Raw genomic sequence first — 19991 nt, 5'->3', positions numbered from 1 at the left:
TTTATAATTTGGATATACTCCCCCTAAAACTTACCTCCCGTTGCTCTTCGTAGCTGAATCCGCCATGTCTTATTGTCGAATGATTATATGGACGATTAAAATATACTAATAGGGGGTATTTTATATTCGCGCATAGTATTTTATACGTGGCGTCAATAATAGTAGGGAGTGTTAAGCGTGCTATATACATTTTTATGCACGTTTTTATGTGTGCTTTTGCGTCTTTTTTGGCTTGATGCCTGGCTCGGTTTTCACCGCAATTTCTCGCTTATTTTTCAGCATCTTTTTTGATGTCACTACCTCTTCAACGCCACGTTCTCCGCGCAAATCGGTGTCTACTAAGCCGCGTTCTAGGTCAACAAATGCCTGCTTCATTTTTTTATCAGGTTTGATAACGGCGTTCGCTGATACCTCATCATGATCATGTGGTAACAAAAGATTAGTACCGTTATTGACATCTTTCTTGACGCTACTCTTGCTGGATTTTACTTTTATCGTCATGGTATGTTTATTAGATCCTATATCTGAATTAAGATTGCATTGAGGCTTTGTTTAATTCGGGTGATTTAAGCGGACCAAAGTCCTGCCAATTGCCGTCTGTAATATTGCATTCGGCTCTTTCGATCTGATTGGCACCCAATTTTAGAAGTAGGGTAATTGCGGCGTTTTCTTTGTCCGCACCATTTACACTAACGGCGACCACCATGCCGGATTGTCGTATGTTGGATTTATTTTCTTCGTCTTCTTCTTTCTCGCCTTTCTCTTTGGTTTTGGATAATCCACCGATCAGAGAGCCGATATGCGCTCCGACTAATGCACCCAGTACAGCACTGACGGGACCAGTTAAAGGTACTCCTGCGATACCGACAGCTGCGCCAACAGCACCGCCAGTCGCGGCACCGTGCATGGCACCTTCTCCAGTTTCTCTGGCGCCAGGCGATACCTCCTGATCACCGCCGATGGGATATAAATTATGTTGCCCTGAAGGGTTAACTTAGAAGGAACTTATTTGTTGTTCGGCAAAACCGGCATGTATTAATTGATTGATTGCATGCTCAACCTGCGCCTTCTGTTGCAATCGTCCCGCAATAATGTGTGTCATGGCATCTCTCATGATGTTTGATTTAAATCAAAAATACGCTAACTAATTTGACTAGTCGGTGCGATGCCGCACGCATATTTGTTGGTATCCCATTTAAAATCAGAAGCTATCCAGCACCTGGCGATCACTCAAGGCTTCTAATGAAATTCAAAGATTATTATCAGATCATGGGATTGGAGCGCACGGCGACAGAAGCGGATATTAAGAAGGCTTATCGCAAGCTTGCGCATCAATATCACCCCGATATTTCTAAAGATCCGAAGGGTAAAGAGAAATTTCAAGAAATCGGGGAAGCCTATGCTGTTTTAAAAAATGCTGAAAAGAGACAAGCCTACGACGATTTGGGTAAACGGTCGTCGGGTGAAAAATTTACGCCCCCACCAGACTGGCAGCAGCATTTTAATGCGGGTGAAGCCGATTTCAATGATGTTGATTTATCCGATCTGTTTGCCAACTTTGGCGCTGGTCGACGGACTCATCATCCGCGACAAGCGATGCCGCAAGCCGGGCAAGATTATGAGATTACTGCGCCGGTGTCATTGGAACAGCTTGTCAGCGGCGCAGAAATTGATGTCCGTGCCGAATTGCCTGAGTATGACCAAAATGGCTTGGCGCATAGAGTGACGCGTACTTTTCGTGTCACGATTCCTAAGGCGGCAATGGACGGACAACGCTTGCGGCTAGTCGCCAAGGGTGGGCCAGGGGTGAACGGCGGTCGGGCTGGCGATTTGTATGTTGCTTTAGCGTTTCAAGCGCATCCTCTGTATCGACTGAGTGGTCGTGATTTATATATGGATTTGCCGCTGACGCCTTGGGAGGCGGTATTAGGAAAAATCATACAGCTCCCAACTCTGGAGGGTGCGGTAGAGCTGACCATCAAACCTGGCACGATCGCCGGACAAAAATTGCGGCTGGCTAAGCGCGGTCTGTTATCGGCCAATGGTGATATCGGCGCGCTCTATGCCGTCGTCCAAATTCAAGTTCCAAAAACAGTCAGTCCGCGCGAGCACGAATTATTTGAACAATTAGCGGCTGTATCTGACTTTAATCCACGTCGGCATTTTGCATAGTGAGCCAATACATGAATAGAGAAATAGACCAATCCATCTGGCTGAATCATCTTGATGTTTGCCAGATCGATCATTTGATCGAAGTCTCAGGTTTATCCTTGGAAGAAATCGAGGAGTTAATTGACCATGAGATTATTGTTCCGCTAGATCGCAGCGCCAATCCGAGGTTGTTTTATCTTCAATATGTGATGACAGTCAAAATGGCGCGCAGACTGAGAGACGACTTTCAACTTGACCGTAATGGACTGAGTTTAGCGCTCACGTTGCTGCAGCGAGTTCAGGCTTTAGAGGCAGAATTAAAGCAGCCTACATTAGCAGCTTCAACAGAAAATTAGTAAATAAACGGCATGTGGATTATCGTAAAATCCATATTCCTTATCGATTGCCACGTTCGTCCTGTATAGATACACCATATGAGTATATTGTAGATGTCCTTATAATCATTGGACAATGAGGCATTATTTTTAAATATAATAGGGAGTATATTAATTAGTAGACCTTAGCTGACCTCAAGTGAACGAACCAAGAATATCGTCCATGCTTACACCAACCCTGACAGATTACATCAAGCGTCATTTAAAGCGCACCGTATCCGCACTGATTGAGGATGTCTTATTGCTGATTTTGCTTGTGGCGTTGATCGTACTGACCTTGATCGCGCCAGATAAAATTAGTAGCTATCCGAGCTTAGTTGATTGGCCAACCATTGCCGCCTTAACTGGTTTACTGATTTTGACTAAAGGACTAGAGGTCAGCGGATCATTGCATCGCCTTGGCTTGTATCTGACTACCTTGATGGCGACTGAACGTGCGACTGCGCTGTGTTTTGTGATGGCAGCAGCGATGTTGTCAACGCTTTTAACCAATGACGTCGCATTGTTTGTTGTCGTGCCACTCACACTGGGCGTGTGTCGCTTAAACGGTATGCCGGCGTCCAAGCTGATTATTTTTGAGGCACTGGCAGTTAATGCGGGTTCTGCTTTAACGCCAATTGGTAATCCACAAAATTTATTTCTATGGCAGTTATCGGGCGTGTCCTTCGGCCAGTTTGTCTTGCATATGCTGCCCTTGGTGCTGCTACTTGTTGCAGCAATGATTGCGCTGACGATCTTTATATTTCCGAATAAAGCTGTCTCAGACAATCAAGATAAATCAACGGCGCAAGCGCTTGATCGCCACTTATTTATTGCTTCAATCGCGCTATATATTCCATTTTTGATTGCTACCGATTTGCACCAGACCGTATGGGCCATTGCTGCGGTGATTTTGATTTTTCTATTAGTACGCCCGAAGGTATTGACCCAGGTTGATTGGGGTTTGCTGTTAGTATTTATCTTGATGTTTATCGACTTGCGTTTATTCGTCAGTCTGGATGTCGTCCATCATTTAATCTCCAGATTAGATTTAAATATCACACGGCGTTTGTATTGGACCAGTATCGTCGCATCACAAGTGATCAGTAATGTACCTGCTGCGATCGCTTTGGCAGAATATTCTAAGGACTGGCGCGTACTTGCTTACGGCGTAAACATCGGCGGCTTTGGTTTTATGGTTGGCTCTTTGGCAAATCTGATCGCCTTGCGCATGGCAAGAGATCGCAAGGCCTGGCTGGTATTTCATTACTATTCGGTGCCGTTTTTATGCTTTGCAATGGCGGCAGCTTATGTACTGATTTTTTAATTTATAGGACTTACGCAAAACCGTCCAAGTTGCGTTTTAGTTCCTAGCTGTAGAGTCTTATCTTATTCGCTTTGCTTCGCTTCGCTTCGCTGAGACAATTTTGCGCATCTCCTAAAGTAAATTTCATTGCAATGTACACCAAAATGATAGCGGTAGCGTTATACCTGCATGTGCACAGCCATATAATTTTGATGAGTATTCTTTGCGACGTATCTTTATAAATTGATAGCCAAGATATTACTTCTGACAATGGAAAATGTTTAACGTACGCTGCCGTACTGAACCTGTTTGCTGATGAATGGCAAACTACTATTAAAGCAGGTCTTACTTGTTTTACTAAAAGATTAAAAGGATAAAAAATGAAAATCCGTTATCCACTGATTGCGCTCTCAATGCTGATCGCTTCGATCACATCAGCGCAGGCACAAGTTGATATTGATGTGCAATTACCTGGCATTAGTATCGGCGTTGATATGCCTTCTTATCCTGAGTTAGTTCAAGTGCCAGACTACCCAGTTTATTATTATCCGGGTTCAAATTCCAACTACTTTTTTTATGATGGTTTGTATTGGGTATACCAACGCGATCATTGGTATGCCAGTAGCTGGTATAACGGCCCTTGGGAATTAACTCAGCCTGAATATGTACCTCTGTATGTATTACGCGTCCCAGTTCGATACTACGTTAGTCCGCCGGTATATTTCCGTGTCTGGAGCTACGATGCTCCTCCGCGCTGGGGTGAGTATTGGGGACGTGATTGGGAAGCGCGCCATCGTGGTTGGGATCATTGGGATCACCGTGCAATTCCACAACCTGTACCGTTGCCGATTTATCAGCGCCAGTATTCAGGCAACCGCTATCCTCGTGCGATAGAGCAGCAACATGCAATCCGGGTAGAAAATTATCGCTATCAGCCGCATGAATTCATCACACAACAACGATTTCAACCGCAGCACAATATGCCCAATACACCAAATCAACGCATTGAGCAAAATCAACGTGTAGATCAAAATCAACGCTTGGCCCAACCGTTGCAGCCGCAGCAATCGCAGCGTATCGACCAAAACCAACGCGCTGAGCAGCAGCAACAAAACCAGCGTTTTGAGCAGCAACAGCGCGTCGAGCAACAGCAACGTGCCGAACAAGCCCAGCGTGTTGAGCATCAACAACGTGCCGAGCAAGGCCAGCGTGTAGAGCAACAACAACGCGCCGAGCAAACTCAGCGTGCGGAGCAAGATCGTGCAGAGCAACAAGCACGATCGCGTTCAAATCAGCAAATGCAACCACAGCCGATGAAAACTAATCAGCCAGTGCAACCAGCAGTGCCAGTCCAAGTACAGCGACCTCCAAATGAATCTCGTGATAACAGGGGTGAGCCACCAAGAGAAAATAAAGCTGAGAAAAAACCTGAAGTTGAGCGTGGCAGAGATAATCGAAATGGTGAGCGTGAGCCGGATCGCCGTTGAACTAGGATATGTAACTATCGCTAAAGCACTTAGACTCAAATCGTAATAATAAAAATGCCCCAGTTTATGCTGGGGCTTTTATTTTTTTCAGAAGCTTAATTCTTTTCTGTTTTCTAATAAAAGGAAAAAAGCTCACTGTCAAAGCACGTTATTCAACTATTCATCGGGCAAGCATTTTTCAAATAAGCCAGCGATAGCATATGAAATTCTCTTGCCAGCTTATTCTAAATACTCATAATTAGTATATTTTAGTTGTCCATACAATAATTGGCTTAGAAGTTGGTTTTAATAAAAATTATGGGGAGTATATGTAGCTTGGTGTCAAATCCATATTCAATTCATATTCAATCCATATTCAATGCAGTTGCTAAAACTCTTCCCAGCCCTCGGTAGATTCAGTCTGCAAAGATTTCTTCGTCGGAGCTGGCTTTATCGATGATTTAACGGCCAGCTTTTTCATTGGTGCTGGTTTTGCGCTTGATACTCTGTCCGGCGCTTTGTTGATTGCGGAGGTAGTACTGGTGGCTCTGGTCGATTTTGGCGTGCTGATGTTTGGCGTTACAAAACCTGAAGATGTATTGAGTTTGAACACGCTGACTGCATTGGTCAGGGCTGCGGCTTCTTCTTGCATGCTCTCAGCGGCAGCGGCAGCTTGCTCGACCAGCGCTGCATTTTGCTGTGTCATTTCATCCATTTGTGTGATGGCTTGGTTGACTTGTTCAATGCCAGAACTTTGCTCCTGGCTGGCCGCAGTGATCTCGGCCATGATGTCGGCGACATGGCGCACAGACTCGACGATTTCGCCCATAGTCTGGCCAGCCTGATCGACCAATTTGCTACCGTGATCAACTTTTTCTACTGAGTCACTGATCAGTTCTTTAATCTCTTTTGCCGCACCTGCGCTGCGCTGAGCAAGGTTGCGGACTTCTGATGCGACCACCGCAAAGCCACGTCCTTGCTCACCAGCACGGGCAGCTTCTACGGCAGCGTTTAAAGCGAGGATATTGGTCTGGAAGGCAATGCTATCAATTACGCCAATAATGTCCACAATCTTGCGTGAGCTTTCCTTAATCGATCCCATCGTTTCAACCACCTGTCCAACGACTTCGCCGCCTTTGACCGCAACGCCGCTAGCAGAAATGACTAATTGATTTGCCTGTCTGGCGTTGTCGGCATTCTGTTTAACGGTGGAGGTGAGTTCTTCCATTGAGGATGCAGTTTCTTCCAGTGATCCGGCCTGTGATTCTGTGCGTGCAGACAGATCCGCATTACCGGACGCGATTTCGCCGGAGGCCGTGGCGATGGTTTCTGTGCTCCGGTGTACCTGGCCTATGGTCATCACCAGGCTGTTGTTCATGTCGGCTAAGGCGCTGAGCAGTTGCCCGGTTTCGTCACGTGATTTGACTTGGATGCGGTGGGTTAAATCGCCTTCTGCCACCAGACGCGCAACAGACACCGCTTCTCCCAACGGTCCGGTAATCGAGCGCGTAATCCAAATGGCAAAAAATATCCCGGCAATCAGACCAGCAAAACCCAGACTTAATACCAGCGTACGTGAGAAAGAAATATCCTCGGTGATTTGGACACCATTAACATCCATCTCTTTATTTTGTTCTTGAATAATCGTATTCAAATCAGTCAATAAAACCTCCAAGGCCGGGAAGGTCTGGCTACTCATCATCTTGGCAGCGTCATCACGCTGATCCAGTTCGATCAGGTCGGCAACTTTAGAAAACGACGCAACGAAGGCAGTACGGGAGACCAGCATTTTTGCCAATACATCCTTAGCGCTTTGGCTAGTCGCCAGTTTGGTCAGCTGGTCTGTCCACTCGACAATCTGTTTTTTATTTGCATCTATCGAGGCATATTGTTTTGCCCGCGCTGCTGGGTCAGACATGATAAATAATTCCATCGTCCGGCTACCGTTTTCCCGCATTTTGGCGTCAATCTTAAAGGCCAGTGCGGCGCTAGGCCAGTTCTCGTTGACGATGTGTTTGTTCGCACTGCCGATGGAGGTTAAACGGATTGCGCTGATGGCAATCAGCAAGATCAGTACTATCATCAAAGAACCAAATCCAACCGCGAGGCGAGTACCGATTTTGAAGTTATTGAAGTTCATTGTTCTTCCTTTTGGCTCACCACAGCTAACAGTAGCGGTGGGAGCGGTTCGCTGGAATCAAAACACTTTAGACAGGCATGAGCGTGCAAATTGAGAGTACGGCTTCAGGTAAAGATTAAGGTAAAGATTGAATGCCAAGACTGACGCAAAACGGCTCTGGCGGCGTGAGTCTTAAATACAAAACTATGTTGCCACAGAATTTGCCTGATTAGATGTTGATTCTGCTAAGTCGTGAAATTGATTCAAAACTTACACAAAAATTATATTAAATTCTGATATGAAGTAAAGCCTGGATTATTTACTTGCCGAGAGCAGATTGCTATCCAATAATGATCGACCTTAATATACTCCCCATTATTTTTATAAAAAATGCTTTATAGTCCAATTAATGTATGGACGACTAAAATATACTCAGTGATTGTATAAAAAAACGGAAATAATAAAGAAGAAAAAATAGGTGGGAGTTCAAGAGAAAAACAGAGTCCGAATATCTTGTCAAGCTGGATTACGATACCGTCATTAGCTTGCATAAATGACATTCATGCGAGCTTGGCTGGGATACTCAGATCAGGGTTTTATCAGCACTGCCAGTGTAAAATGGTGTAATAAATTTTGCTGATACCAGTATGACTATTCATGCAGTGTCGGTTCAATCTTCTCAAAATACAAACGAAAAATACAGACGAATAAATTATGAAACTTGCGACCCTTAAAGATGGTTCTCGTGATGGTCAGTTATTGATTGTTTCACGCGATTTAAAAACTGCCATGATTGCCGATGGCATTGCGCCTACCTTGCAACGGGCTTTAGATGACTGGGGTTTTATTGCGCCGCAACTGGACGAGGCCTATGAGCGCTTAAATGCGGGGAGGGCGGTGAATACGTTTGATTTTGATGCCGCTAATTGCATGGCACCGTTGCCACGCGCTTTCCAGTGGGCAGATGGGTCGTCTTATGTTAATCATGTGGAGTTGGTGCGTAAGGCACGTAATGCGGATATGCCAGATAGTTTTTGGCATGACCCTTTAATGTATCAAGGCGGGAGTGATGATTTTATTGGCCCTAAAGACGATATAGAAATGCTGTCAGAAGAGTGGGGCATCGATTTTGAAAGCGAGGTCGCTGTCATCACTGGTGACGTCCCGATGGGCGTCAAGGTGCAGCATGCAGCAGAGCATATCCGCTTGTTAATGCTGGTCAATGATGTCTCATTACGTAATTTGATTCCAGCGGAATTGGCGAAGGGATTTGGATTTTTTCAATCCAAACCTGCCTCAAGTTTTTCACCAGTTGCGGTGACGCCAGATGAATTGGGCGACGCCTGGAAAGACGGCAAAGTGCATTTACCTTTGCGTTCAACCTTAAATGGCACGCTGGTTGGCCAGCCCAATGCGGGTGTTGATATGGTGTTCTCTTTCACCCAATTGATTACGCATTTATGCAAAACGCGCAAGGCACGTGCGGGCACGATCGTTGGCTCCGGTACGGTATCGAATAAAGATGCCAGCAAAGGGTATAGCTGCATTGCCGAAAAACGTGCATTAGAAATGATCGCTGGCGGACAACCGATTACGCCGTTTATGCAATTTGGTGACAGCATTAAAATTGAGATGCTGGATAAAAATGGTAAGTCGATTTTTGGCGCTATTGAGCAGAGTGTGGTCGAATACCATCGCTAAATATGCAGCATGAATATCTGAATTGAGCCGATTACGTAAATAAGGCGGACAAATTAATTTGTCCGCCTTATTTATTTGTTCGCTCTATTGATTATTGTCTGCCAAGTTGGAAAAAGATGTTTCTGGTACCCGCAGGTGCAACAGCAACACCCAGATAAATCGGCCCCATAAAACTATTAAATCCAACAAATACGCTGGCGCTTTTTCGCAATGAGGGGAAAGATATTTCACTGCGCGAATTCCAGACATTACCTGCCTCAAAAGAGGTACCTAAGAATAAATTCTGTCCCGCCATCTCAAATTTTACGGCGCGTAAAAGATACGTCACACTGCCATACAGCAGGTAATTGCCTGCAAACTGATCTGGCTGATAGGCCGATAATTGCTGGAAGCCGCCCAGCGTAGTGCCAATGCCGCGGATTTCTGTGTCGTTTTGGAATAAACCTGCACCGCTTAACTTTAAGTTGATGCTCTGATTGTCGATACTTTGTGCCCAGATGCTATCGAAAGTAAACTCCTGATAATTGCTACGACTTTTATCTACGCCGACAAACAGGCTAGATGCTAATTTATAACCATCGCGTGGGAAGGCAGAGTCACTTAATTGGTCAATCACAAACGAGCTTTTGAAGCCCGCTTGTTGAAGATTTGCGCTAGGTAAGGGCTGAGACCCCAAGCTGCCATCGCTATTTTGAACTAAGACACCACCCAGCTTAGGACGAACGCGGTAGCGGGTGCCTGCGATACCGAAGCGGACTTCACCCAAGGTGCCGAGCTCACCTAATGGAATGCCGACATCCAGGCCGAGCTGAACTTTTTGCAGATTGTATTCAGCAATCCGGACATCATCGTTATACAGATTGCGGGCATTTTGTCCCAGTTCAATATATGGCGACAGGTAGGAGCCTTCACGCTCAAAAATAGGTTGGCGCAATTCAGACCGAATGCGAATAAGACTGCCAAATTCTGCATCATTGCGCCACTCTAATCCGCTATCTGTCAGCCAAGGGCGGCGATGCCCGACTTGCAGACGGAATCCACCGGCACCTTCAAAGCCGCCAGATAGCGCTAACCCAAAACGTAAGAAATGCGGACCCCAATTTCTGCCGTTAGCGTTGATCTGCACGCCGTACTCGCCATTGCGTTGTATAAGCTGGTGGTTGATGCTATCAAATTCTCGGGTGATATTTAATACTGCTAACTTACGATTGATCTCTTCGGCGTTATATTTGCTACCGATTTTGATAGATACCTGACGGCGGATATCCATTTCTGGTATCGCACCGTCCGTCACTACATCGACAAAAGCGATATCGATACTAGGTAAGGGCGGACGTAAGCGTGTTTGTTGTTTAGCCGCATACAGATGCGGTTCTAAACTTAATGACAGTAATTTTTCTTGGATGGCTTGCGCTGCATTTTGCCCAATCACGGATGCTTCGGCCGAGCGGCCGAAATCCATAAAACTGATCGACCCTAAATCAGGTTCGATCAAAATATCAGAGTCCTTAAGTCCCGCTTTTTGCATTTCTACATTTTGCTCAGTCAAGATATTGATCATCTGCTGACTGACATTAAACAAGCTTTGTAATTTATCGCGTGGGAGCAACGGCGTACCAATATTGACGGCGATGACGATATCTGCCCCCATACTACGGGCGATATCTACTGGTAGATTACGTACCAGACCACCATCAGTGAGCAAGCGGCCATTGACTTCTACCGGCGCAAAAACGCCGGGTGCGGCCATACTGGCGCGTATCGCGGTGTAGAGTGGACCTTTGTCAAAGACCACCATTTTTCCGGATTCAAGATCGGTAGCAACTGCACGAAATGGGATGGGCAATTTATCAAAGTTGATATCAGGCTGAATATGCACAGTCCAGTTCTGCAATAACTCTAAAAATTGGGTTGCCTGCACCGCACCGCTAGGTAAGCGCACTCCGCTGGCGCTCAAACCTAGTGTTGCTCCCAGCGGATATTGTGTATCTTCTTCACGCAAGGCTTCTGGTAACATGCGCCTTTGCACCCGATCCAGCGCAATATCGTCTAGCTTTAATGCTTGCAATCTTTGTTCGATCTCGGTTGCAGACAGTCCTGCTGCATACAGACCACCAACTACCGCACCCATGCTGGTACCGGCTATGCAGTCAATCGGTACATTCAGTTCTTCCAGCGCTTTAAGTACACCCACATGCGCAAAACCACGTGCGCCTCCGCCTGATAGAGCAACACAGATTTTGGCTGTTTTTGTAAGCGGTTTGGTAGTGGTGAGGCGCTCGGCGAGTGCGCTTTGACTAAAAAGCGAGGTCAAGCTGATCAGACAGACTACGGCAAGACAAAGTTTTTTTGCGGTGGGCATGGGATTGTTTTTGGAAATTAAGCAGAATTAGGCGGAGCGGACGACATAGTACGATACCTAAGTTTGTATTGCATAGCTGCCGATCTGCTTGAATAGAATATATACTATGGCAGGCATTATTTTAATGCGCAAAAATGTCATTTAACTGCCAATTCACCCGTTTAGCAGACGTTTTGTAGCAAATCTCCCGATTTTTTTGCCGTTTTTTGCGCAAAAAATATGATCCGAAATACCAAGGTATATTCATGAACTTACACCAACTGCGCTTTGTTCGCGAAGCTGTCCGGCAAAATTTTAATCTGACCGAAGCCGCCAAAGCGCTGTTTACTTCACAACCTGGTGTTTCCAAAGCGATCATCGAATTAGAAGAAGAGTTAGGCGTCGATATCTTTACTCGTCACGGCAAGCGCATCCGTGGTTTGACCGAGCCTGGCCGTGAGGTATTGAAGTCAGTTGAGCTGATTATGCAAGAGATTGATGGTCTAAAACGCATCGGTAAAGAATATGCCGCCCAAGATACGGGGAGTTTTACGATTGCAACAACGCATACGCAAGCACGCTATGCCTTGCCAAAAGTAGTGCAGGCGTTTATGCAAAAATATCCTAAAGTCAGACTCTCGCTATTGCAGGGTAATCCAAAACAGATCGCAGAGATGGTGATGCGAGATCAGGCAGATTTGGCGATTGCGACCGAGGCAATTGCCGGGATTGACGGCTTGATCTCCTTCCCTTGTTATCAATGGGAGCATATGGTAGTGGTACCACCTGATCATCCTTTGCTCAAGACAAAAAACATTACGCTGGAAGAGATCGCTCATTTCCCGCTGATCACCTACGACAGTGCGTTTGCAGGCCGTAGCAAGATTGATCATGCTTTTGAAATACGCAGTTTAAAACCTGATATTTTGCTGGAGGCGATTGATGCCGATGTCATCAAAACCTATGTAGAGCTGGGGATGGGCGTCGGTATTATTGCGGGTATGGCGTTTGATACAGAGCGTGATAAAGATTTGCGCGCGATCCCGGTTGGACATTTATTCGGAATGAATGTGTCGCGTGTGGCGGTCAAGCAGGGTGCATATTTACGAAGTTATATCTATACCTTTATCGAACTGATGACCCCCACTTTAAACCGCAAGTTGATTGATCAGGTGATGCAGGGCGGTAAAGATACCTACGATTTATGAGTGACCCGTTGACGTCGCGCTTGCAGCCTTTAGCTAACTGGCCGCAGCATGAGCGCACGCAGATCAAAGGTATTCTCACCGATATTGACGATACCTTCACGACACACGGTAAACTGACTTTAGAAGCTTTGGACGCGATGCAAAGCGCCAGACAAGCAGGTTTAAAGGTGATTGCGGTAACAGGTCGGCCAACGTACTGGACTTTACCTTTATTGCGCTTGTGTAGTTTTGATGCCGTGATTGCGGAAAATGGTGCTAGTGCTTTTTGGCTAGATCAGCATGGACGACAACAATCGATGTTCTATGCTGATGCCGCCACGCGACTTCAACACAGACAACAATTGCAGGCGTTTGCGGTCACAATGACAGCACATTTCCCCAAAGTGCAGGTGGCGGAAGACGCCCCGCAACGGGTGGGCGATTTGGCATTTGATATCGGAGAATGTATTTCACCATTAGCGTTGGATGAGTTGAATCAGGTCGTTGCTCTGATCCGCTCAAACGGTTTGCACGCAACTACCAGCAACATCCATGCTCACGCATCGGTGGCACCGTTTTCTAAACAAAGCATGAGCCAGCGGATATTGCAGGATGTATTTGGTGTCAGTGATGAACTGGCAAAGCAACAGTATGTATTTATTGGCGACTCTGCCAACGATGCCAGTATGTTTGCACATTATCCGCATGCGGTCGGCGTTGCTAATGTGCGTAAATATGTAGACCGGTTTGACGCGCATCCTGCTTATATTACCGAGCAAGAATACGGCGCAGGATTTGTAGAATTAATTAATACCCTATTGAACTGAAAGAAAAATATGCGCGACTATTACGCACAAAGAGCGAAGAATTACGACACCATTTACGCCAAACCAGAGCGTCAGAACGATCTGCAAGAATTGGCCGAACGGGTCAGTGCAGTACTAGAGAATCACACAGTATTAGAGGTCGCTTGCGGCACCGGTTATTGGACCGAGCGTTTTGCAGCCAGTGCACAATCAGTCTTGGCAACGGATATCAATCAGATCATGCTGGATATTGCTCAAACTAAAAATCTACCTGAAGGCACAGTCAAATTTGCGATTGCTGATGCGTTTGATTTACCTCAGGGTGACTACAGCGCTTGCTTTGCGGGCTTTTGGTGGTCGCATGTAAAAAAAGAAGAGCAGGCTGATTTTTTGAAAAAGCTACGCGCTAAAGTCGGACAAGATTGTGTTTTGGTATTGATCGACAATAATCATGTCGAAGGTAGCAGTCTGCCAATCGCCCGCACCGATAGCGAGGGCAACACTTACCAACAGCGCATGCAAGAAGATGGCACTCGTGTAGATATCGTGAAAAATTTTCCAACGGATAGTTTTATGCGCAAAAAATTTGCTTCATTTGCTAAAGATATCCGCATACGCCGGAACGATTATTTTTGGATGCTGACTTGTGTGCTGCGGTAGTAGGAGCAACGAATCGTGCGCAGGATGATAGCCATTGTATTGTCAACTTTTGCCTTATGCTATTTCGCTTTGTGTATAGGAGTGTATCTATATCAAAGATCGTTAATTTTTTATCCGCAGCATGCAGCATTAGCAAATGCGACCAATACGATAAAAATGAAGGCAGGCAAGGACGATATTGTTATCTCTGCCTATCAACATGAAGGCAATAAAGCACTGATTTATTTTGGCGGCAATGCAGAAGATGTTTCAGTCAATTTACCTATACTCACGAAGGTGTTTCCAGATCATGCTATCTACTTAATGCATTATCGTGGATATGGTGGAAGTACCGGCGCACCTAGCGAGCGGGCAATTCAGCAAGATGCGCTTGATTTATACGACAAGGTTTTCGCACAACATCCCAACATTGCAGTGATTGGACGTAGCCTTGGAACGGGTGTCGCCATTCGCGTTGCCGCTGTGAGGCCAGTCGCCAAGCTTGTGCTTGTGACGCCTTACGATAGTTTGGAGGAAATTGCTGCACAACAGTTTCCCTATCTTCCCGTTCGATGGCTGCTGACCGATAAATTTCAATCTGGTCAAGTTGCTGCTGACATAAAATCTCCCACGCTGATCTTGATGGCTGAGCACGATGAGCTTATTCCTAGAGACAGTACGGAAAAGTTATATTCGCGCTTTACCAACGGTACTGCCAAACTGAAGACTATCAGCGGTGCAGGGCACAATACAATTTCTAATCATCAGAACTATATTTTTTTACTGAAAACTTTTATACAGGACGGATTAATTTCAAATTGAAATTCTCTTCGTCAATTTTTACTACCAAATTGTTCAAAGGATAAAAACTGAACATTCACCGCCGGACAGCAGCGATTAACTTTTAGTAGTCTTAACTTGATGTTAAAAATTGCAGACCTCCAAGCTCGTTATATCTGCCATGGGTCATAAGTCCCTATGCTCCACAAATGGCCTTCCAGATCGAAGAAGCTAAAGCCTCTGCCGCCATATTCTTCATCTTTAATATCGATGGCAATACGTGCTCCGGCTTTGATCGCTTTGGCATAGATTGCATCTGCATCGCGGACCACGATATAAGCTGATTGTGTTTGCGTACCGCCTAGCTCATCCGGTTGCTTTATCAATTGGCCGTAGGCGTTGTTATCGTTGATGTCCTTATTCGCCGAACCCAGCATGATCATGCTGCGTCCCAGCGTGAGCTGAGCGTGGGCGATACGGCCGTCATCTTGCGGGACTACTAGATGTTTGCTCAATCCAATAACTTCACAAAGCCATTCAATTGCTACGACCGCATCGCGGTAACGCAGGCAGGGGATGATGGCACTATTTTTTTCTTCAGTTATTTCTTCGGTCGTTTTGCTGGCCATTTTGTTGATCATTTTGTTCTCTGTCATGGTAAATTGCGCAAGGTTTTAATTTTCAATTTCTTCTAGGAGATTTTCAATGGATTTACAAGCATGTACCGATGCGATTCGTGCAAAAGTAGGTGATGATAGCGGCTTAAATGCCTTATTGAAATTTGATTGCGGTAACGATGGTGTTGTATTTGTTGAGGCAGTTACCGTGCCGAATAAGGTCAGCAACGATAACCTGGATGCAACTTGCACTGTGACACTCGCTTTAGAAAGTCTGAGTGCCATGTTGACCGGAGAATTAAATCCTGTAAATGGCTTTATGTCTGGTAAGCTCAAAGTCACTGGCGATATGAGTGTGGCAATGCGCTTGCAAAAAGTGCTATAACGCTTGCCGTTTAGTTTTTTTTAAGTTCAAAAAAGGATGTCCAATAATAATGCGGCTTTCCAGTCAATATCTTGCCAGAAGCCGCATTATTATTGGACATCTTATTTAGAAAACTTCTTCGTCATTCAGACATTCATTTACACCAGAGATACCGCACCTAATACCAAGGCAGAACTGCCGTCGGGGTATAGCGCGTCGTAGCATCGGGTGCAGCAGTCACAAAACAAATGGGCGCGCTTGACGTGACGAAAGCGTAGTATCAGTTGTAACGCTACGCCGTTGCAATGAGGGCAAACTTCGCGCATGGTGCCGGATGATTGCGCATCGTCAGACAAATAGCCTTGCTCTAGCATGACACCATCAATCACATCGCGCGGATCAATTTCTATCAGGGTAAAAAATGGGGCTCTGGTTCCTCTGCGCTCATTGTAGGATAAGCTGTCTTCAGATTGCATATAGGATGGTGAACTAATCATTTTTTTGCTCCGTTGGAAACAATTGCTAGTGATCTGATAGCGATTGATGAAAATGTTGCCCGAGCTTTTAATCTAGTCAAGATTACTGGATAAGACAAGGAGTCATCAGGTAAATAAGCATCCTTCAAGATTTAACAGGTGGAGAATGAGTGATACAGAACAAGATTTTCAGGTACATCTGCTAAAGCAAGATTTGGTCTTTCCGACAAGATCGTCAATGAGCGTATTAGAGGCCGCACAACTTGCTGGTATCAGCTTGCCTAGTTCATGTCGAAATGGTACTTGCCGTGCTTGCCTTTGCCATATGCTAAGCGGTAGCGTCGATTATCGTATTGAATGGCCTGGATTGTCGTTTGATGAGAAATCAGATGGTGCGATTTTGCCCTGCGTGGCGCAGGCAAGATCTGATCTTGTACTGGATGTGCTGAATGTGACGTATGCGGTTTCGGTAGCAGGTCATACAGATAGTTAGTTGGCTATGAATGCCGTCAGCCAGATAGTCTGGCCAACGGCACGCTGTAATTATCAGATGTAATTACATTGTTTAGAGATTGCTACCGCGACCTACTGTTTGGCCTGTTGCTTGTGTACGGCATCATAAGCACATGGAGTTAGTTTGTTGTCAGTTCGGTTCCAGCATGAGGTTTGCGCATCGACAACAGGATGTGGGATTCCGTCTTCATCAATTTTTGCTAAACGCGTATCCCAAGCCTGTACACCTTGACGATTGACATGCAATCGCACTACCCAACCTTTTGTTTGCGCCTCGTTGTCTAGCGCATCAATCATAAAATTTCCTATGCTATAAATGATAGGCTTGCCTTGGTAATGTTCCACGTCTTGTATTACATGTGGATGTCCACCGATTACGGCATCCGCACCGGCTTTAATCATGATGTGAGCCAACTTACGCTGACGATCACCTGCAAGTAACTCGTTTTCCCAACCCCAATGCATAAATGGGATGACCAGATCAGCCTTGTAAACAGATCGTGCTTTGCGTATATCATCTACAACTTGTTCATCCTCGCTCCACGCAATACCCGCAGCTTTGGCATCCGCTTCAAAACTCCGTGGCATAAATTCGTTATAAGCGAGGAAAGCGATACGTAATCCTTTGCTTTCTATAATTAATGGCTTATGTGCTTCGGGCAAATTTTGGCCGCCACCAAAATGCGGTATCTTCTGCTGATCAAGCAGCCCCAGCATTTCTCTAAATGCCTCCCTGCCAAAATCACCAGAGTGATTATTCGCAATACCGACGGCATCAAAGTGACGTTTTAAGACAGCAAGACTACGCGGATGTGCACGGAAATTGAAATTTTTATCTACTGGGTTGCCAACAGTGGCGACTACACATTCAAGATTGCCAATACGTATATCGGCATTCGCCAGAATGGGGGCGAAATCTGCAAATGGATCGCGCCCATCTTCAATCATTTTCCCCGGTTTGCCATCGAGAACAATGTCACCTACAAATAAGATACTGACCAGCCCGTCTTCTGGGCTTTTATCTTTAGCCCAGCATGGATTGCAAAACGCTAAGCCAGCAACCATAGCGAAAAAAATATGAACGCTACGCATCATGGCTTTGCTCCTTGCAGTGTGCAGTGGTACTGCAATTCGCGTTCCACTTCACCCGCATATAGGCTGTTAAGTGGGGTTAGCGGGGTAGGTGGGTCAGAATAGCTAAATGGCGGTAAATAGGTCGCCTGGTGAATAGGCACATCATAGTGGCGCCCTTGGAAGTACACATACAACTTGATGTAATCAATCGGTTTGGCATTCGGAAGCTTCGCTCCGACCATCACTGCTTTAAACAAAAAGCGACCACCGATATCAACCGACTCCACGGCGTAAGGATCACTCACCGGCTTTGTCTCCACTATTTGGGTGCTACCTGCATAAGTGACTTCACAACGTAAAACTGGTGTTGCCATCGCGACATCGCAGCAAAAAAATAATCCAGCCGCTAATAAAACGGGAAAGCTCTTCTTTAAAATCTTTGCTGAATTGAAGTGTTCGGAATGGTTGGGGCTTGAGCTTGATAGCATTATTGATTTGATCTGATCGAAGATTGGTAACAGGAAGAAAGCGTGCAGATTTGCTTTGAGTAATCGCTATAGTCTAACGAATTTTACTTTCCCTTAGTATTAGTTTTGGATTGCAAGCAATTTAAGTATCCAACGTCGGAGCGCCGCACTTATTGTGTATAAAAGCATTTTTTGTGTTGCTGCCATCAATTTATTTTACTTTGTCTAAAATTTGTAGGTATAATCAAGTAATCGTTGAGATTCTAGGTGGTAGTGCAGTATCAGTCTGTCATTTCTTCTTGGTTGAAACGATTTACCGGGCACTCGCCCACATTAACTGAAATAGGAAATTGTAATGGCAACAGGTATTGTAAAATGGTTCAATGATTCTAAAGGTTTTGGTTTCATTACTCCAGACGAAGGCGGCGAAGATTTGTTCGCTCATTTCTCAGCGATCGTATCCTCCGGCTTCAAATCTTTGAAAGAAAACCAACGTGTTTCTTTCGACGTAACAACTGGCCCAAAAGGCAAACAAGCTTCTAACATTCAAGGCATCTAATCTCTGATTAGAACGCTGAATGTGACTTGTTAAAGTCGTTAAGTAAAAATCCTCGACATGTCGGGGATTTTTTTCGTCTTGTTAAAAATCTCCGACTTTCATTGCCGCTTTTCATTCTTATCTCATTTTGTTGTCAGGTCTTGTGCCAATAGTTTGGTTTGCTATACGCATGACGTAAGAAATCAACGAAGGCTCGTATCCGCAGTGGTAAATGACGGCGTTGCGCAAAAATAGCGTAGATATCATTGCCCGGTGCAGTGAAATCATCGAGCACGGTAACCAATTTGCCAGACTCAATTTCTGTACCGACTTCCCACATCGAGCGCCAAGCCAAGCCTTTGCCTGCGAGTGCCCAGTCATGCAAGACCTCGCCATCATTACAAACCATATTGCCATCGACTTTAAGGACGACATTTTTCCCGTTTTGCCGAAATGTCCATCCTCGCTGGCTACCATCATTATTAAAAGCCAGGCAGTTATGATGGCTTAATTCATCCAAAGACATGGGCGCACCAAAGCGCTTGATATAGGAGGGGGAGGCGACAACTACCCGTTTATTGTCGGCTAATTTAACCCCGATCAAATTGGAATCTGTTAACGATGCGATACGTATGGCGACATCAACACCTTCGCCGATCAAATCTACCACCCGGTCATTCAGGCTGAGGGTCAGCTTAACATCACGATGTTCGCTTAAAAAAGAAGGTACCAGCGGTGCGACATGTTGCCGGCCAAATCCTGCCGGCGCAGAGATCGTCAGTTGTCCGCTGGCTCGTGCACTGCGTTCGGATACCGATGTCTCGGCTTCCTCCAGCTCTGCTAATATCCGCTGGCAATCCTCTAAAAATGCAGCACCCTCATTGGTCAATGCGATTTTACGGGTGGTTCTTTGCAATAATTTGACGCTCAGGCGCTCTTCTAATGCATCCAGTCGACGACCTATCATCGCTGGTGCAACGCCTTCTGCCCGAGCTGCAGCGGACAGGCTACCGCGTGTTGCGACTTCTGCAAATGTGGAGATTTGTTTGAATTGATCCATGTGATCGCCATT

Annotated in this window: 21 protein-coding genes; 12 read left to right on the top strand and 9 right to left on the bottom strand. The window is 45.6% G+C overall.

Annotated elements, in window-relative coordinates; translation table 11 throughout:
- Positions 1-204: 204 nt before the first annotated feature.
- Positions 205-501, bottom strand: coding sequence for a hypothetical protein (locus tag QN395_RS18100; protein ID WP_322118489.1), 297 nt, complete (start codon positions 499-501; stop codon positions 205-207).
- Positions 502-529: 28 nt separating this feature from the next.
- Complete coding sequence (locus QN395_RS18095) at positions 530-907, bottom strand: hypothetical protein (RefSeq protein ID WP_322118490.1); 378 nt, start codon at positions 905-907, stop codon at positions 530-532.
- Positions 908-1242: 335 nt separating this feature from the next.
- Between QN395_RS18095 and QN395_RS18090 the strand changes: the two genes are divergently transcribed.
- The 4 genes from QN395_RS18090 to QN395_RS18075 all read left to right on the top strand — a co-directional run bounded on the left by QN395_RS18090 (position 1243) and on the right by QN395_RS18075 (position 5318).
- Positions 1243-2172, top strand: a complete 930-nt coding sequence (locus tag QN395_RS18090) for a DnaJ C-terminal domain-containing protein (RefSeq protein ID WP_322118491.1) — start codon at positions 1243-1245, stop codon at positions 2170-2172.
- A gap of 11 nt (positions 2173-2183) precedes the next feature.
- Positions 2184-2507, top strand: coding sequence for a chaperone modulator CbpM (locus tag QN395_RS18085; protein ID WP_323492919.1), 324 nt, complete (start codon positions 2184-2186; stop codon positions 2505-2507).
- Between the two features lie 202 nt (positions 2508-2709).
- Positions 2710-3852 (top strand): SLC13 family permease, encoded by a 1143-nt coding sequence (locus tag QN395_RS18080; protein WP_322118493.1) that lies wholly within the window; start codon positions 2710-2712, stop codon positions 3850-3852.
- 359 nt (positions 3853-4211) lie between these two features.
- Positions 4212-5318, top strand: coding sequence for a hypothetical protein (locus QN395_RS18075; RefSeq protein WP_323492918.1), 1107 nt, complete (start codon positions 4212-4214; stop codon positions 5316-5318).
- A 367-nt stretch (positions 5319-5685) separates the two neighbouring features.
- Here QN395_RS18075 and QN395_RS18070 read toward each other — a convergent pair whose 3' ends face one another.
- Positions 5686-7437: a methyl-accepting chemotaxis protein gene (locus QN395_RS18070; RefSeq protein ID WP_322118495.1), complete on the bottom strand. Its 1752-nt coding sequence runs from the start codon at positions 7435-7437 to the stop codon at positions 5686-5688.
- A 693-nt stretch (positions 7438-8130) separates the two neighbouring features.
- Here QN395_RS18070 and QN395_RS18065 point away from each other — a divergent pair.
- The gene (locus QN395_RS18065) at positions 8131-9117 is read left to right on the top strand and encodes a fumarylacetoacetate hydrolase family protein (protein WP_322118496.1); all 987 of its coding nucleotides are present in this window, start codon (positions 8131-8133) and stop codon (positions 9115-9117) included.
- Between the two features lie 91 nt (positions 9118-9208).
- Here the strand turns inward: QN395_RS18065 and QN395_RS18060 are convergent, their stop codons facing one another.
- Complete coding sequence (locus QN395_RS18060) at positions 9209-11479, bottom strand: patatin-like phospholipase family protein (RefSeq protein WP_322118497.1); 2271 nt, start codon at positions 11477-11479, stop codon at positions 9209-9211.
- A 245-nt stretch (positions 11480-11724) separates the two neighbouring features.
- On the opposite strand from QN395_RS18060, the gene QN395_RS18055 reads away from it, so the two are divergent.
- From QN395_RS18055 to QN395_RS18040, 4 genes are read left to right on the top strand one after another with little or no spacing between them, the layout of a single operon-like run.
- Positions 11725-12666 (top strand): CysB family HTH-type transcriptional regulator, encoded by a 942-nt coding sequence (locus tag QN395_RS18055; RefSeq protein ID WP_322118498.1) that lies wholly within the window; start codon positions 11725-11727, stop codon positions 12664-12666.
- A complete protein-coding gene (locus QN395_RS18050) occupies positions 12663-13472 on the top strand; it encodes an HAD family hydrolase (protein WP_323492587.1) in 810 nt (269 codons plus the stop codon). The genes QN395_RS18055 and QN395_RS18050 overlap by 4 nt, the downstream gene beginning before the upstream one ends.
- A gap of 9 nt (positions 13473-13481) precedes the next feature.
- Positions 13482-14111, top strand: a complete 630-nt coding sequence (locus QN395_RS18045) for a class I SAM-dependent methyltransferase (RefSeq protein ID WP_323492586.1) — start codon at positions 13482-13484, stop codon at positions 14109-14111.
- 24 nt (positions 14112-14135) lie between these two features.
- On the top strand, positions 14136-14912 hold the full coding sequence (locus QN395_RS18040; protein ID WP_323492585.1) for a dienelactone hydrolase family protein: 777 nt from the start codon (positions 14136-14138) through the stop codon (positions 14910-14912).
- A gap of 128 nt (positions 14913-15040) precedes the next feature.
- On the opposite strand, the gene QN395_RS18035 is transcribed toward QN395_RS18040, so the two are convergent.
- The gene (locus QN395_RS18035) at positions 15041-15511 is read right to left on the bottom strand and encodes a VOC family protein (RefSeq protein WP_323492584.1); all 471 of its coding nucleotides are present in this window, start codon (positions 15509-15511) and stop codon (positions 15041-15043) included.
- A 64-nt stretch (positions 15512-15575) separates the two neighbouring features.
- On the opposite strand from QN395_RS18035, the gene QN395_RS18030 reads away from it, so the two are divergent.
- Positions 15576-15872, top strand: coding sequence for an SCP2 sterol-binding domain-containing protein (locus QN395_RS18030; RefSeq protein WP_322118502.1), 297 nt, complete (start codon positions 15576-15578; stop codon positions 15870-15872).
- 137 nt (positions 15873-16009) lie between these two features.
- Here QN395_RS18030 and QN395_RS18025 read toward each other — a convergent pair whose 3' ends face one another.
- The gene (locus tag QN395_RS18025) at positions 16010-16348 is read right to left on the bottom strand and encodes a hypothetical protein (protein WP_323492583.1); all 339 of its coding nucleotides are present in this window, start codon (positions 16346-16348) and stop codon (positions 16010-16012) included.
- A gap of 145 nt (positions 16349-16493) precedes the next feature.
- Between QN395_RS18025 and QN395_RS18020 the strand changes: the two genes are divergently transcribed.
- Positions 16494-16820 (top strand): 2Fe-2S iron-sulfur cluster-binding protein, encoded by a 327-nt coding sequence (locus tag QN395_RS18020; protein ID WP_323492582.1) that lies wholly within the window; start codon positions 16494-16496, stop codon positions 16818-16820.
- Between the two features lie 92 nt (positions 16821-16912).
- Here the strand turns inward: QN395_RS18020 and QN395_RS18015 are convergent, their stop codons facing one another.
- Both QN395_RS18015 and QN395_RS18010 read right to left on the bottom strand, forming a co-directional pair.
- Complete coding sequence (locus QN395_RS18015) at positions 16913-17935, bottom strand: CapA family protein (RefSeq protein ID WP_323492581.1); 1023 nt, start codon at positions 17933-17935, stop codon at positions 16913-16915.
- Complete coding sequence (locus QN395_RS18010) at positions 17932-18288, bottom strand: hypothetical protein (protein WP_323492580.1); 357 nt, start codon at positions 18286-18288, stop codon at positions 17932-17934. Before QN395_RS18010 ends, QN395_RS18015 begins: the two co-directional genes overlap by 4 nt.
- A 448-nt stretch (positions 18289-18736) precedes the next feature.
- On the opposite strand from QN395_RS18010, the gene QN395_RS18005 reads away from it, so the two are divergent.
- Entirely contained in the window at positions 18737-18940 is a 204-nt protein-coding gene (locus QN395_RS18005; protein WP_322118507.1) for a cold-shock protein, read from the top strand.
- A 133-nt stretch (positions 18941-19073) separates the two neighbouring features.
- Here the strand turns inward: QN395_RS18005 and QN395_RS18000 are convergent, their stop codons facing one another.
- Complete coding sequence (locus QN395_RS18000; RefSeq protein WP_323492579.1) at positions 19074-19979, bottom strand: LysR family transcriptional regulator; 906 nt, start codon at positions 19977-19979, stop codon at positions 19074-19076.
- Positions 19980-19991: the final 12 nt, after the last annotated feature.

It is taken from the genome of Undibacterium sp. RTI2.2, assembly GCF_035018705.1.
GTDB lineage: Bacteria > Pseudomonadota > Gammaproteobacteria > Burkholderiales > Burkholderiaceae_D > Undibacterium.
The sequence above is the reverse complement of the archived record's forward strand: the minus strand, read 5'-3'. Positions and strand labels throughout refer to the sequence as shown.